Source organism: Micromonospora sp. NPDC006766 (genome assembly GCF_040636055.1).
Lineage (GTDB): Bacteria > Actinomycetota > Actinomycetes > Mycobacteriales > Micromonosporaceae > Micromonospora.
Window position 1 is genome coordinate 1 of record NZ_JBEYIX010000086.1, and the last position, 13033, is coordinate 13033.

Annotated in this window: 12 protein-coding genes and 1 tRNA gene; 4 read left to right on the forward strand and 9 right to left on the reverse strand. The window is 72.6% G+C overall.

Annotated elements, in window-relative coordinates:
* Positions 1–622: 622 nt before the first annotated feature.
* Positions 623–706 (reverse strand) — tRNA-Tyr (locus ABZ671_RS31470).
* 147 nt (positions 707–853) lie between these two features.
* On the opposite strand from ABZ671_RS31470, the gene ABZ671_RS31475 reads away from it, so the two are divergent.
* Both ABZ671_RS31475 and ABZ671_RS31480 read left to right on the forward strand, forming a co-directional pair.
* A complete protein-coding gene (locus ABZ671_RS31475; protein ID WP_357864935.1) occupies positions 854–1348 on the forward strand; it encodes a YajQ family cyclic di-GMP-binding protein in 495 nt (164 codons plus the stop codon).
* A 300-nt stretch (positions 1349–1648) separates the two neighbouring features.
* The gene (locus ABZ671_RS31480; RefSeq protein ID WP_357864936.1) at positions 1649–2029 is read left to right on the forward strand and encodes a VOC family protein; all 381 of its coding nucleotides are present in this window, start codon (positions 1649–1651) and stop codon (positions 2027–2029) included.
* Between the two features lie 364 nt (positions 2030–2393).
* On the opposite strand, the gene ABZ671_RS31485 is transcribed toward ABZ671_RS31480, so the two are convergent.
* From ABZ671_RS31485 to ABZ671_RS31520, 8 genes are all read right to left on the reverse strand, one after another.
* Positions 2394–3653, reverse strand: a complete 1260-nt coding sequence (locus ABZ671_RS31485) for an MFS transporter (RefSeq protein WP_357864937.1) — start codon at positions 3651–3653, stop codon at positions 2394–2396.
* Between the two features lie 151 nt (positions 3654–3804).
* Positions 3805–4680: a zinc metalloprotease HtpX gene (htpX, locus tag ABZ671_RS31490; RefSeq protein WP_357864939.1), complete on the reverse strand. Its 876-nt coding sequence runs from the start codon at positions 4678–4680 to the stop codon at positions 3805–3807.
* 111 nt (positions 4681–4791) lie between these two features.
* Positions 4792–6255, reverse strand: a complete 1464-nt coding sequence (locus tag ABZ671_RS31495) for a proton-conducting transporter membrane subunit (RefSeq protein ID WP_357864941.1) — start codon at positions 6253–6255, stop codon at positions 4792–4794.
* Positions 6252–7763 carry an NADH-quinone oxidoreductase subunit M gene (locus ABZ671_RS31500; protein ID WP_357864942.1) on the reverse strand — a complete coding sequence of 504 codons (1512 nt, stop codon included), beginning with the start codon at positions 7761–7763 and terminating at the stop codon, positions 6252–6254. The genes ABZ671_RS31495 and ABZ671_RS31500 overlap by 4 nt, the downstream gene beginning before the upstream one ends.
* Positions 7760–9694 carry an NADH-quinone oxidoreductase subunit L gene (locus ABZ671_RS31505; protein WP_357864944.1) on the reverse strand — a complete coding sequence of 645 codons (1935 nt, stop codon included), beginning with the start codon at positions 9692–9694 and terminating at the stop codon, positions 7760–7762. The genes ABZ671_RS31500 and ABZ671_RS31505 overlap by 4 nt, the downstream gene beginning before the upstream one ends.
* Entirely contained in the window at positions 9691–10101 is a 411-nt protein-coding gene (gene nuoK / locus ABZ671_RS31510) for an NADH-quinone oxidoreductase subunit NuoK (protein ID WP_357864945.1), read from the reverse strand. The genes ABZ671_RS31505 and nuoK overlap by 4 nt, the downstream gene beginning before the upstream one ends.
* Positions 10098–10619 (reverse strand): NADH-quinone oxidoreductase subunit J, encoded by a 522-nt coding sequence (locus ABZ671_RS31515; RefSeq protein WP_357864947.1) that lies wholly within the window; start codon positions 10617–10619, stop codon positions 10098–10100. The genes nuoK and ABZ671_RS31515 overlap by 4 nt, the downstream gene beginning before the upstream one ends.
* Positions 10616–11194 (reverse strand): NADH-quinone oxidoreductase subunit I, encoded by a 579-nt coding sequence (locus ABZ671_RS31520; RefSeq protein ID WP_357864949.1) that lies wholly within the window; start codon positions 11192–11194, stop codon positions 10616–10618. Before ABZ671_RS31520 ends, ABZ671_RS31515 begins: the two co-directional genes overlap by 4 nt.
* A 105-nt stretch (positions 11195–11299) precedes the next feature.
* Here ABZ671_RS31520 and ABZ671_RS31525 point away from each other — a divergent pair, with 105 nt between their 5' ends.
* On the forward strand, positions 11300–11869 hold the full coding sequence (locus tag ABZ671_RS31525; protein WP_357864950.1) for a Uma2 family endonuclease: 570 nt from the start codon (positions 11300–11302) through the stop codon (positions 11867–11869).
* Positions 11870–11886: 17 nt separating this feature from the next.
* Complete coding sequence (locus ABZ671_RS31530; RefSeq protein ID WP_357864952.1) at positions 11887–12924, forward strand: glutathione S-transferase C-terminal domain-containing protein; 1038 nt, start codon at positions 11887–11889, stop codon at positions 12922–12924.
* The last annotated feature ends 109 nt before the right edge of the window (positions 12925–13033 follow it).

Here is a 13033-nt window from a genome sequence, read left to right on the forward strand (position 1 = left end):
AAGTTATGTCCACAACGTACAGACGATCACGCGGTGGCCGCCTCGCGTCCACCCCGCTCTACCAGCGGCATCTCAAACGGCGGCTGCCGTACTAGCACCTGCCCCGCCCTGCTGCCGATTTCTTCTGTTCTGGATCAAGGCGCCGCGCTCCGCGCGGCGCGGGGCGGTGAGCCGGCCGGCGGCAAGCCGCCCCGGCTGCCTTCGGCACCGGGGCGGAGAGCCACCGACAGCCGCCGGACCGCCACCCCCCAACCCGCGGAACGACACGATCACGGCCAGGCGGCACGGAAGCCGAACGGGTCGGCCTGGTCGCGGGTCAGGGCTTCCGACTGCCGCGCCAGTCCAACCCCGGGACTGGCTTGCCCCCGGCCCACCTCCCACAGCCGGCCGCGCCCTACTGTGGAGCCCCACAGCCGGTCGCCACAGGCGCGGCCCGAGCCAGCCCGACAAGGGACACCAACCCAGAATTCAGAGCCTCAGCAGAGCCCTCAGCGGGCAAGATCGACCCGCCCACGATCTGCCCACAACCAGTCGTCAACGGCTGGACGCAGCCGGACCCCGCCGGACAGACGAAAACGGCCCCCGATCAGCATTCCTGCTGGTCAGGGGCCGTTGTCGCACCTGGTGGCGGGTAGAGGATTCGAACCTCTGTAGCTTTCGCGACGGATTTACAGTCCGCTCCCATTGGCCGCTCGGGCAACCCGCCAGGGCGTGCCACCGCGCGTAACGCGGCAGCGGAAGCAAGGATAGCGGTTGCCCCCGGGGATCTCGCAACCGGGTACCGTCAGGGGATCCCACCGCTGGTCAGCGTGGGACGGACCACGACATACCGCCGGACAGCAGGAGCATGAGCATGGCAGCGAACCCGTCGTTCGACATCGTGAGCAAGGTCGACCGGCAGGAGGTCGACAACGCCCTCCGCCAGGCGGTGAAGGAGCTCGCGACGCGGTTCGACTTCCGCGGCACCGGCGCGGAGATCTCCTGGTCGGGCGAGGAGGCGATCAGCCTCCAGGCGGAGACCGAGGAGCGCGTCCGGGCCGCCCTCGATGTCTTCAAGGAGAAGCTTGTCAAGCGGAACATCTCGCTCAAGTCGCTGGACGCCGGCGACCCGCGCCCGTCGGGCAAGGTCTTCAAGATCGACGCCAAGGTGATCCAGGGCATCGAATCGGACAAGGCCAAGGCGATCAGCAAGAAGATCCGCGACGAGGGCCCGAAGGGCGTCCAGGCCCAGATTCAGGGCGACCAGCTGCGGGTGACCGGCAAGAAGAAGGACGACCTCCAGGCGGTCATCACGCTGCTGAAGGGCGAGGACTTCGGCCTCGCCCTTCAGTTCACCAACTACAGGTAAGGGCGCTCCGGCCGGCCTGGTCATCGGGCCGGCCACGCCTTGCCACCTCGGCAGACGTCGTCACCAGTGGTTGTCGTTGCTCGCCGCCGCCGTGGGCGAGGCCATGATCAGACGACTTGCTCGCCGCTAGCTGGCGGAGCGCTAGCCGACCGGGCAAGCACCCTCAGGCGAGGGCCTGAAATCAATGCGAGCCCGCTCGCCTCGCCCGGTACGATCGCGAGCTTGTTCTCACTGCAGGGGGCCCATGAGATCCACGTGCGGCCGCCCCGGCAGTTCCCATGCTGAGAGTAGGTTTCGTCAATGGCATGCCGTATCAGCGAGCTCGTGCTCAAGTGCCGCGACCCCGAGGTGCTGGCGCGGTTCTGGTGCGAGGTCCTGGACTTCGTAGAGCTCGATCGCGAAGCGGAGGTCTACATCGAGATCGGTCCGCGCGAAGGGTTCGGCGGCCCGCAGCCGACGATCTTCCTCATCCGCAACGACGAGCCGAAGAACGAGCATGCCCGGCTGCACATCGACGTCAACCCCACCGACCGCGATCAGGACGCCGAGCTCGAGCGCCTCCTGGCCGCCGGGGCCAAACTCGTCGACATCGGCCAGCCCGCGGATGCGTCCTGGCACGTCCTCGCCGATCCAGAAGGCAACGAGTTCTGCCTGCTCAAGCGCCGCCTCGACCCACTCTGACGGCCCTCGCCCAAACGATCGACGCAGCCGCCACCCCGCGGCCGCCACGTCAAGACGGCCTGGCGACGGCCTAGCGGCGATCATGGCGGTGTTTTGGCTGTTAGCGGGCGGTATCCGTCCAGTTGACCAACTACCGCTAGCTGATCGACTCGGTGTGCGGCAAAAGGTGGTCTCGCGGTCGGTGGTGACCACGATGTGCCGCACACCGAGTTGATCAAGACGTCCGGGTTGAGCAAGGCGTCAGCGGGCGAAGAGCAGTAGCAGGATCAGCGTCAGGATGGCGCTGATCAGGATCGAGCCGAGGCAGCCGATCCGGTTTGAGAAGAAGACGAACATGCCGGGGCGTACCCGGGAGCGCGGGGAGTTAGACGGCGACCGGCTGTTCGAGGCGTACCGCGGTGGCCTCGGCGCGGGCGATGGGGCCGGCGGGCAGCGCGGCGACCGCGGCCCCGACGGCGACCGCCGCCCCGGCGAAGAGGAACGCCCAGGGCACGCCGCCGGCGTGGTCGACGATCAGCCCGGCCACCGAGCCGCCGGCGGCGCTCGCCGCCACCGACATGGTGACCACCCAGGTGTACGCCTCGTTCATCATGCCGGGCGGGGCGATCCGGCCGATCAGGGTGTTCTCCAGGGTCAGTGCGGGGGCGATGGTGGCCCCGCCGAGCACCAGCGCCGCACCGAGCGCCATCGGGGTCGGCATCATCGCGTACACGGCGAAGCTGGCCGCGACGGCGCCGAGCAGCCAGGCGAACTGGCGGGTCATGTTGGCCGCCGGCCGGCGTACGCCGAACCAGAAGCCTCCGACGGCGCTGCCGATGCCCCAGACGGCGAGCAGCACGCCGGCGAGGCTCTCCGGGTCGGTGGCGGCGGCCTTGCCGGCGAAGGCGGGGACGGTCACCCCGGCGGCCCCGAACGCGATGCCGAGGCTGGCGACGCAGAGCAGCAGGGCCGGGAAGCCACCGACCCGCAGCGGGCCGAGCCCCTTGGCGTGGTGTTCGTGCGGGTGGGGGCGCCAGCTTCGCATCACCTGGCCGAGCGCGACGGCGGTGGTGCCGACCAGGGTGACCACGGCGGATCCGACCAGCGCGGCGGCGGCGTTGGCGAATAGGACGAACCCTGCCACCAGCAGCGGGCCGAGCACGAAGACGACCTCGAAGAGCGAGGTTTCCGCGGCGAGCGCGGTGTTGCGCAGGTGGGCCCGGCCGGAGGCGGCGGTGGTCAGGTCGTTCCAGGCGCCTCGGATGGCGGCGGTGAGCGGCGGGTAGGTGGCGCCGGCGAGCCCGGCGGCCAGGTAGATCAGGGCGAGGCTGTCGGCCCCGGACCGGCTGGCCCAGAGCAGCCCGAACAGGGCGAGCGGGTGGGCGACGGCGGTGGTCAGCAGCACCGGGGTGGGGCCGACCCGGTCGGCGATCCGCCCGGCGATGGGGCTGAGCGCGGCGCCGGAGAGCGCGTAGATGCCGCCGGCGACCGCGGCGAGGGAGTATCGGTTGGTCACCGCTTGGACGACGAGGAGCAGCGCCAGCGGGGTCATGCCGATGCCGAGCCGGCCGATGATGCCGAGGATCAGCAGCATCGGCGCGCCGGGGATCCGCCAGACGCCCAGATATTGGCGCAGTGCGGCCAAGGGTGCACCTCCGGTGCGAACAGGTAACGAGTGGAATCGCTTCCGACCCTAACGCCCCAAGGTCGTGCCGGAGATGGTCAGCTCGCTCACACCGCGCGGAACACAGCTCCGCCCGCGTCCGGCAGCCGGACGCGGGCGGAGACGAGCACGGTCAGCGCTGGAACTGCACCGGGCCGGCGTTGCCGGCCATCTGCTCCAGCCGGGCCACCCGCTGCTCCATCGGCGGGTGGGTGGAGAACAGGGCCGCGATGCCGCCACCCCGCTTGAACGGGTTGTCGATCATCAGGTGGGCGGTGCTGGTGAGCTGGCCCTGCGGCTGCAGCGGGCGCGCCTGCGTACCCATGTGGATCTTTTTCAGGGCGCTGGCCAGGGCCAGCGGGTCCCGGCTCAGCTCGGCGCCGGACTGGTCGGCTTGGAACTCGCGGCTGCGGCTGATCGCCAGCTGGATCACGGTGGCCGCGATCGGGCCGAGGATCAGGGTGAGCAGCAGCACCGCCGGGTTCGGGCCGTCCTCGTCGTCGGAGCCCAGCGGGATGAACCAGGCGAGGTGCGCCAGCATGGTGATGATGCCGGCCAGGCCGGCCGCCACGCTGGAGATGAGGATGTCCCGGTTGTAGACGTGGGACAGCTCGTGGCCGATCACGCCGCGCAGCTCGCGGTAGTCGAGGATCTCGACGATGCCCTGGGTGACGCAGACCGCCGCGTGCTGCGGGTTGCGGCCGGTGGCGAACGCGTTGGGCTGCGCCGTGGGGCTGACGTAGAGGCGGGGCATGGGCTGGCCCGCCTGGGTGGACAGCTCACGGACCATCCGGTACAGCTCGGGGAACTGCGCCTCGCTGACCGGTTGCGCCCCCATCGAGCGCAGTGCGAGCTTGTCGGAGTAGAAGTAGGTGACGCCGTTCATCAGCAACGAGACGATGACGGCGATGACGACGCCGCCGCTCCCCCCGAACCAGTAGCCGACCGCGAGGATCAGCGAGGTCAGCAGGCCGAGCAGCGCTGCGGTCTTCAGACGGTTGTGATGCACGATCGCTCCTTCGGTGCACACGGACCCGCGTGGGGGGCCGCTGACCGGTTCAACAGCACCGGTACCCGTCAACCATCCTGCTGATTGCTGAGAGTTGGCTGAGAAACCCGCTCAGCGGGCGGCCAGGTCCAGGACGAGTTGCGGGGCGAACCCGACCACCACGGCCAGGGCGGTGGCGGCCCCGAGGGCCACGGCCACCCCGCGCGGTGGGCGGGTCGTGGCCGGGCCGGGCGCCGCGTAGAGGGTGGCGGCCAGGCGCAGGTAGTAGGCCAGGCCGATGACCGCGTTCAGCGCCACCACCAGTGCGAGCCAGCCCGCGTGCCCGGCCAGCAGCGCGCGGACCACGGTCACCTTGGCGAACAGGCCGGCCAGGCCGGGCGGCAGGCCGGCCAGCCCGATCAGCGCGAGCGCGAACGCGCCACCCACCCACGGGTGCCGACGGGCCGCGCCGCGCAGGTCGGCCAGGGTGCCGCCGTCGCCGTCCGCCGGGCGCAGCGCCACCACCGCTGCGAAGGCCGCCAGCTCCAACAGCACAAAGAACACGGCGTACGCGACGGCCGCCGCGTACGCCGCCGCGCGGGCGTCGGCGGTGCGGCCGGCGGCCAGCGCGAGCGCGCCCAGCGGGGCGAGAATGTAGCCGGCCTGGGCCACCGAGGACCAGGCGAGCAGCCGGACGGTACGCCGTTGGCGCAGCGCCACCAGGTTGCCGACGGTCATGGTGAGCACCGCGAGCCCGGCCAGCACCGGCCCGGTCACGGTGGCCGGCAGGGCCCGCTGCACCACGGCGAGCAGGGCCACCACCCCGCCCAGCTTCGACGCGGTCGACAGGTACGCGGCCACCGGCAGCGGCGCGCCGTCGTACGTGGCGGGCGCCCAGGCGTGGAACGGCACCGCAGCGACTTTGAACGCCAGCCCGGCCACCACCAACGCCACCGCGACCGTGGTGAGCGGCAGGTCGCCCAGCTCCCCGCCGGCGGCGAGGGTGCCGCCGAGCCGGTCCAGGTGCAGGGTGCCGGTCACCGCGTAGAGCAGCGCCGCGCCGAGCAGGGTGACCGTGGTGGCCACCACGCTCACCACGAAGAAGGTGACCGCCGCCTCGGCGCCGGCCAGGCTGCCGCGGCGCAGCCCGACCAGCACGTAGAGCGGCAGGGTGAGCGTCTCCAGCGCGACGATCAGGGTGATCAGGTCGCCGGCCGCGCCGAGCACCACGCCGCCGGTCATCGCGCAGGCGAGCAGGAAGCAGTATTCCCCGACCGGGGTGCGGCCGGCGCGCAGCAGCGGGCCCGACAGCGCCAGCACACCGAGGGTGAGCAGGGCGAAGACCACCCCGACCAGCGCGGCCCGGCCGCCGAAGACGTACGAGCAGTCGGCGCCGACGCAGAAGGTGCGGCGTTCGCCGCCCGCGCCGACGACGGCCGCGCCGAGCACGGTGGCCGCCGCACCGGCCGCGGCCACCGCCACGGTGACGGCGGCGCGGGCCACCAGCAGGTCGGCCAGGAGCACGAGTACGGCCGTGCCGGCGGCCAGGTACGCCGGCAGCAGCGCCACCTGGTCCACGCTCTGCACCAGACTCATTTGCTGACCACTCCCAGCAGGGCGTCGACCGGGCCGGCGGCGTACGACAGGACGAGGGTCGGTGCCAGGCCGACGGCGACGGCGAGCAGCACCAGCGGCACCCAGGCGGTCAGCTCCGCCCCGGCCAGCCCGGGCGCGAGCGGCCGGACCGCCGGGCTGGGCCGACCGTGGGTGACCCGGCGCAGCAGCCGCAACAGGTACGCGGCGGCCAGCGCCCCGCCCAGCGCGGCCAGCACCGCGAGGGTGGTCCAGAGCCCGCCGCCCCGCCGCACGGCGGCGACCACGGCGAACGCCTCACCCCAGAAGCCGGCCAGCCCGGGCAGCCCGAGCGAGGCGATCGCCGCGAAGCCGAGCAGCCCGGCCAGCCGGGGCGCGGTCTCCCGCAGCCCGGACAACTCGGCTAGCGCGCCGGTGTGGGTACGGTCCTTGATCGCCCCGGCGAGGAAGAAGAGCAGCCCGGTGATGACACCGTGCGCGATGTTGCCGATCAGCGCGGCCTGCAGTCCGGTGGCGGTGAGCGTGGCGACCCCGAGCAGCACGAACCCCATGTGCCCGACGCTGGAGTAGGCGATCAGCCGTTTCAGCTCGTCCTGCGCGAGGCAGACCAGGCCGCCGACCAGGATCGCCGCGACGGCCAGCACCCCGAGCACCGGGGCGGCCCAGCGGGCGCCCTCCGGGGCCACCCCGACCGCCACCCGGATCAGGCCGTACGTGCCCATCTTGAGCAGCACCCCGGCGAGGATGACGCTGCCGACGGTGGGCGCCTGGGTGTGCGCGTCGGGCAGCCAGGAGTGCAGCGGCCAGAGCGGGCTCTTCACCGCGAAGGCGAGCGCCAGCAGGGTGAACGCGGCGAGTTGGGTGCCCCGGGGCAGCCCGGCCCCGCCGGTCAGCGTGACCAGGTCGGCGGTGCCGGCGGCGGCCACCACCAGGTAGACGCCGACCAGCAGCAGCACCGAGCCGAACAGGGTGTAGAGGGCGAACTTGCGGGCCGCCCGCCGCCGGTCGTCGCCGCCCCAGCCGGCGATGATCGCGTACATCGGGAGCAGGACGACCTCGAAGAAGAGGAAGAAGAGGACCAGGTCCAGGGCGAGGAAGGTGCCCAGGATGCCGACCTCGACCACCAGCAGCAACGCGACCAGGGCCCGGCCGCTGCCGCCGCCCTCCGGAACCCGCCACAGCGTGTACGCGCAGCAGAGCAGGGTGAGCAGGCCGGTGAGCACCACCAGCGGCCAGGAGATGCCGTCCACGCCGAGGTGGAACCGCAGGTCCAGGCCGGGCACCCAGGGCAGGTCGACCTGGTGCCAGGGCCGCACCGCTGGCGGCCGGGGGCCGTAGGCGAACCAGCCGTAGGCGCCGCCGACCAGCGGCAGGGTGGCGAGCAGGGTCAACGCCGCGGCGACGGTGCCGACCAGCCGGCCGGCCCGGTCGCCCGGGGTGGCGGCCACCGCGACCGCGCCCAGGGCGGGCAGCGCGAGGACCGCGACCAGCAGGAACTGCCCGAACGTCATGAGGTCACTCCGATCAGGGCGACCGCGAGGCCGATCAGCAGGGCGCCGGCCAGCACGCCGGCCACCGCGCGGGGCACGGCCGCCCGGTGCAGGGCGGCCAGCCCGCCGCCCAGCCCCACGGCGGCGCGGCCACTCCCCTCCACCAGGCCGTCCACCCCCCGCTCGTCACCGGTACGCACAGCTCGGGCGAGCGCGGTCGTCGGGCGTACGACGAGGGCGTGCTGGACGTCGTCGAGCCGGAACGCCCGGGCGAAGACCGGCCGCAGCGGACCGAGGAAGCGGGCCGGGTCGGCGGCCGGGTCGCGACGCCAGCCCGCCCCGGCGACGCCCGCCCCGGCCAGTAGCAGCACCAGCGGCAGCAGCACCGCGCCGCCGGTGTGCACCAGGGAGTTACCGAAGCCGGTCAGCTCCGCCTCGCTGGCCGGCGCGAAGATCCGGGCGGTGAACGGCCCCCAGAAGGCGGCCAGGCCGAGCAGTGCGGCCGGCACCGCCAGCAGCAGCACCGGCCAGCGCATCAGCCCCGGCGGGTCGTGCGGCTGGGCCAGCGGGTCGCGGGGTGCGCCGAAGAAGGTGCGCAGCAGCAGGCGGGTGGCGTACCAGGCGGTGACGGCGACGCCGAGCAGCCCGGCCAGCCAGACCAACCAGCCCACCCACTGCGGGGCCGGGCCGGCATCGTCGAGCGCGGCGGCCTCGGCGGCGGCGAGCACGCCGTCCTTGCTCCAGAAACCGGAGAGCGGCGGCAGCCCGGCCAGCGCGCCGAGGCCGATCACCGTGCACCAGAAGGTCACCGGCATGGCCGCCCGCAGGCCGCCCATCCGGGACATCAGGGTGGTGCCGACGGCGTGAATCACCACGCCGGCGGCGAGGAAGAGCAGCGCCTTGAACGCGGCGTGGGTGAGCAGGTGGAACAGCGCCGCCGTGGGCGCGCCGACGGCGAGCGCGCCGGTCAGGTAGCCGATCTGGGAGACCGTCGACCAGGCGAGCACCCGTTTGATGTCGTCCTGCGCGGTGGCGGCGAACGCGCCCAGCAGCAGGGTGACCGCCGCCATCACCCCGAGCACCGCCAGCGCGACCGGGGCCCGCTCGAACAGCGGGAAGAGCCGGGCCACCGCGTACACGCCGGCGGCGACCATGGTGGCGGCGTGGATCAGCGCGGAGATGGGGGTGGGGCCGGCCATCGCGTCCGGGAGCCAGGTGTGCAGCGGGAACTGGGCGCTCTTGCCGGCCGCCCCGGCGAGCAGCAGCAGGCAGGCCGCCGTGAGGGTGCCGGTGGAGTAGTGGTGGGCCAGCACGTCGGCGATCCGGAAGCTGCCGGCGCCGACGCCGAGCAGCGCGATGCCGAGCAGGAAGCCGACGTCACCGACCCGGGTCACCAGGAACGCCTTCATCGCGGCCGCCGGCGCCTCGGGTAGCCGGCGGTCGTGGGCGATGAGCAGGTACGAGCAGATGCCCATCACCTCCCAGCCGACCAGCAGCAGAATCAGGTCGCCGGAGACGACCACGGTCAGCATCGCGGCGGTGAAGAGGCTGATCTGCGCCGCGTACGGCGGGTAGCGGTGGTCGACGTCGACGTCGTCGTGCGGGCCGCGCTTCAGGTAGCCGATCGAGTAGACCTGCACGGCCAGGGCCACCGCGGCCACCGCCGTGGCGACCAGCACCGCCACCCCGTCCAGCCGGTAGCCGAGGGTGACCGTCAGCCCGCCGAAGTCGATCCAGGTGGTAGAGCCCTCGACCGGGTGGCCCACCCGGACCAGCAGCGCCACCGCCGCGAGCAGCGCCACGGCCGCGCCGGCCACGCCGAGCGCGATCGCCGCCCGCCGCGCCGGGTCCTCGCCGGTCGCCGCGCCGCGCGGCGACGGCGGCAGCAGCAGCCCGACCAGGCCCACGAGCAGGGGTACGCCCGGCAGCGCCACCGCGAGCAGCCCGGTCACTTCTCTCCCTCCGGCCCGGTCGACGCCGCGCCCCCGCCGGCCGCGTCGCCGGCCGATTCGCCGCCGGCCGCGCTCCGCGCACCGACGGGCGCGGGCACCGGCGGCTCGGTGAGCGGCACGTCGTCCACGGCCACACTGGCCCGCAGCCGGTAGAGCTGGAGCACGATGGCCAGCCCGACGCCGATCTCGGCGGCGGCGAGCACGATCACGAAGAGCGCGAAGACCTGACCGGAGTGCGGCAGCTGGGCCCGGACCGTGGTGTCGGCGGTGACCAGGATCAGGTTGACCGCGTTCAACATCAGCTCGACGGCCATCAACACCAGGACGGCGTTGCGCCGGCGCAGCACGCCGTAGCCGCCGAGGCCGAACAGCAGCGCGGCGGTGACGTACGGGATGACCGGCCTCACGCGCGCCCGCTCTCGTCGCCGGGTCGGCCGAGGTCGGTGCGGGAGAGCACGATCGCGCCGACCAGGGCGGCGAGCAGCAGCACCGAGAGCACCTCGAACGGCAGCACCCAGGAGCGGAAGACCTGTTCGCCCAGGCGTTCGGCGGTGCCCGCGGCGGGCAGCTCGACCCGGGTCCAACGGAACGCGTCGACCAGCAGCACGGCCAGGCCCAGCCCGCTGCCGCCGCCGATCAGCGCGGCCGGCCAGCCGGGCCGGTCCAGGTCGTCCGAGGCGCCGATCGGGGCCCGGGTCAGCATCACCGCGAACAGCAGCAGCACCACCACCGCGCCGACGTAGATCAGCACCTGCACCCAGGCCACCAGCTCGGCGGTGAGCACCAGGTAGTCGCCGGCCAGCGCGCCCAGGCAGACCACCAGCCAGAGGCCGGCCCGGACCAGGTGTCGGGTGCCCACCACCAGCGCGCCGGCACCCACCGCCACCGCGCCGAGGGCGAGCAGCAGCACGTCCGCACCGGTCATGAGGCCGGGCCTCCGCCCTGCTCGGGGCGTACCCGGGCAGGGGCCGGACGCGCGGCGGGGGCGGCGGCCTTGCGAGCGGCCGTGGTCTCCTCCTTGGACGGTTCGCCGTGCGGGTCGTGCGCCGGCGGCGGCGGGACGGTGGCCATCCACTCGCCCAGGTGGTCCTTGTCGTGCAGCAGGTCCTTGATGTCGTACTCGGCGTATTCGAACTCTGGGGACCAGTAGAGCGCGTCGAACGGGCATACCTCGACGCAGATTCCGCAGTACATGCAGAGCGAGAAGTCGATGTCGAAACGGTCGAGCACGTTGCGCTGGCGGGGGCGGGCGGCACCCGGCACCGTCACCTCCTCCTTGTGGGAGTCGATGTAGATGCACCAGTCCGGGCACTCCCGGGCGCAGAGCATGCAGACCGTGCAGTTCTCCTCGAGCAGTGCGATCACCCCGCGGGAACGGGGTGGCAGCTCGGGGGCCACGTCCGGGTACTGCTGAGTGCTCGAACGGCGGGTCATCGTCTTCAGCGTGACCGCCAGCCCTTTGACCAGCCCTCCACCGGGCACGCCGCCTCGCTCGCTCATGTCGACCATCCTGCCCTGTGCCTCCGGCGTGCGCGACCACCACCCGGTCGTTGCCGGCGGTACGGTGGCGAGCGGGGAGAACGACGCACCGGAAAGGACCCGTCGATGACCGCCGCGCTGCACGACGACAATCCGCCGCCGGGCGAGTGGACGACCGACGACCTCGACCGCCTGCCCGACGGCCGCCGTCACGAACTCGTGGACGGAAACCTGATCATGTCGCCCTCCCCCACGCGACTCCACCAGTCCATCGCCGGCCGGCTCATGGCCGCGCTCTATGAGAGCTGCCCCGCCGACCTCGACGTGACGCAGGCCGTCGAGGTGCGGCTCTCCCGCACCCGCGCGTTCATCCCGGACGTGCTGGTCACCGAGCTCGACGCGGCCTCACGCAACCCGTCGCACTACCGGCCGCACGAGGTCATGTTGGTGGTCGAGATCGTGTCGGAGGGCTCGCGGAGCATCGACCGGGTGCTGAAGCCGGCGCTGTACGCCGAGGCGGACATCCCCTACTTCTGGCGGATCGAGACCGAGGCGGGCATCGTCGTGCACGCGCACAAGCTCGACCCGATGAAGCGAATCTACGTCGAGCAGGCCCGGATGCCCGACGGCATCCTGCTGCCTGAGCCGTGGGAGATCGACATCCCGCTCGACCGGATCACCCCCCGGTCGCGATGAGCCCGGAAGGTAACGGCATGACCGAGAGCAGCGACGAGATACTGCGGCGTACCGGCGGCAAGTATGTCGAGCCGGGCGGCGAGTTCACCCGGGACCAGCGCTACATCGCCACCCGGATCACGGCGGACGGGCGGAACGGCTGGCCGGTGGAGCCCGGCCGCTACCGGCTCGCGGTGAGCCGGGCCTGCCCGTGGGCCAACCGGTTGATCATCGTCCGCCGGCTGCTCGGCTTGGAGGACGCCATCTCGATGGCGGTGGCCGGGCCGACCCACGACGCCCGGAGCTGGACCTTCGACCTCGACCCGGGCGGGCGGGACCCGGTGCTCGGCATCGAACGGCTGGCCGAGGCGTACTTCAAGCGCTTCCCCGGGTACGACCGGGGCATCACCGTGCCGGCGATCGTGGACGTGCCGACCGGGCAGGTGGTCACCAACGACTACGCGCAAATGAGCCTGGACCTGTCCACGGAGTGGACGGCGTACCACCGTGAGGGGGCGCCCGAGCTCTACCCCGAGCCGCTGCGGAACGAGATCGACGAGGTCAACGCCGTGGTGTTCAAGGACGTGAACAACGGCGTCTACCGGTGCGGCTTCGCCGGCAGCCAGGAGGCGTACGAGAAGGCGTACCACCGGCTCTTCGACCGGTTGGACTGGTTGAGCGAGCGGCTGGCCGGGCAGCGTTACCTGGTGGGCGACACGATCACCGAGGCGGATGTGCGGCTGTTCACCACGCTGGTCCGCTTCGATCCGGTCTATCACGGGCATTTCAAGTGCAACCGGCAGAAGCTCAGCGAGATGCCGGTGCTCTGGGCGTACGCCCGGGATCTGTTCCAGACCCCCGGCTTCGGCGACACGGTCGACTTCGACGACGTCAAGCGGCACTACTACGAGGTGCACCGGGACATCAACCCGACGGGCGTGGTGCCGCTCGGCCCTGACCTGTCGAACTGGCTCACCCCGCACGGCCGCGAGGCCCTGGGCGGCCGTGCGTTCGGCGACGGCACCCCGCCACCGCCCCCGCGCGAGCCGGTCGATCCCGCACACGCTCCGGCATGAGGTGTTAACAGGGGCCCTCCTAATGAGTGTTGCGGGTCGGCCTCAGGCAGACTCGTCCGGTGGTAGCCGCCGGTGGGTGAGCACTCGTCCCTCCTGGATCTTGAGTCCT

Excerpts from the sequence above, each read along its gene's own strand:
- ABZ671_RS31530 (WP_357864952.1), top strand. The coding sequence starts at position 11,887 with ATGACCGAGAGCAGCGACGAGATACTGCGGCGTACCGGCGGCAAGTAT.
- ABZ671_RS31515 (WP_357864947.1), bottom strand. The coding sequence starts at position 10,619 with ATGACCGGTGCGGACGTGCTGCTGCTCGCCCTCGGCGCGGTGGCGGTG.
- ABZ671_RS31475 (WP_357864935.1), top strand. The coding sequence starts at position 854 with ATGGCAGCGAACCCGTCGTTCGACATCGTGAGCAAGGTCGACCGGCAG.
- ABZ671_RS31520 (WP_357864949.1), bottom strand. The coding sequence starts at position 11,194 with ATGAGCGAGCGAGGCGGCGTGCCCGGTGGAGGGCTGGTCAAAGGGCTG.
- ABZ671_RS31500 (WP_357864942.1), bottom strand. The coding sequence starts at position 7,763 with ATGACGTTCGGGCAGTTCCTGCTGGTCGCGGTCCTCGCGCTGCCCGCC.
- ABZ671_RS31525 (WP_357864950.1), top strand. The coding sequence starts at position 11,300 with ATGACCGCCGCGCTGCACGACGACAATCCGCCGCCGGGCGAGTGGACG.
- ABZ671_RS31480 (WP_357864936.1), top strand. The coding sequence starts at position 1,649 with ATGGCATGCCGTATCAGCGAGCTCGTGCTCAAGTGCCGCGACCCCGAG.
- ABZ671_RS31495 (WP_357864941.1), bottom strand. The coding sequence starts at position 6,255 with ATGAGTCTGGTGCAGAGCGTGGACCAGGTGGCGCTGCTGCCGGCGTAC.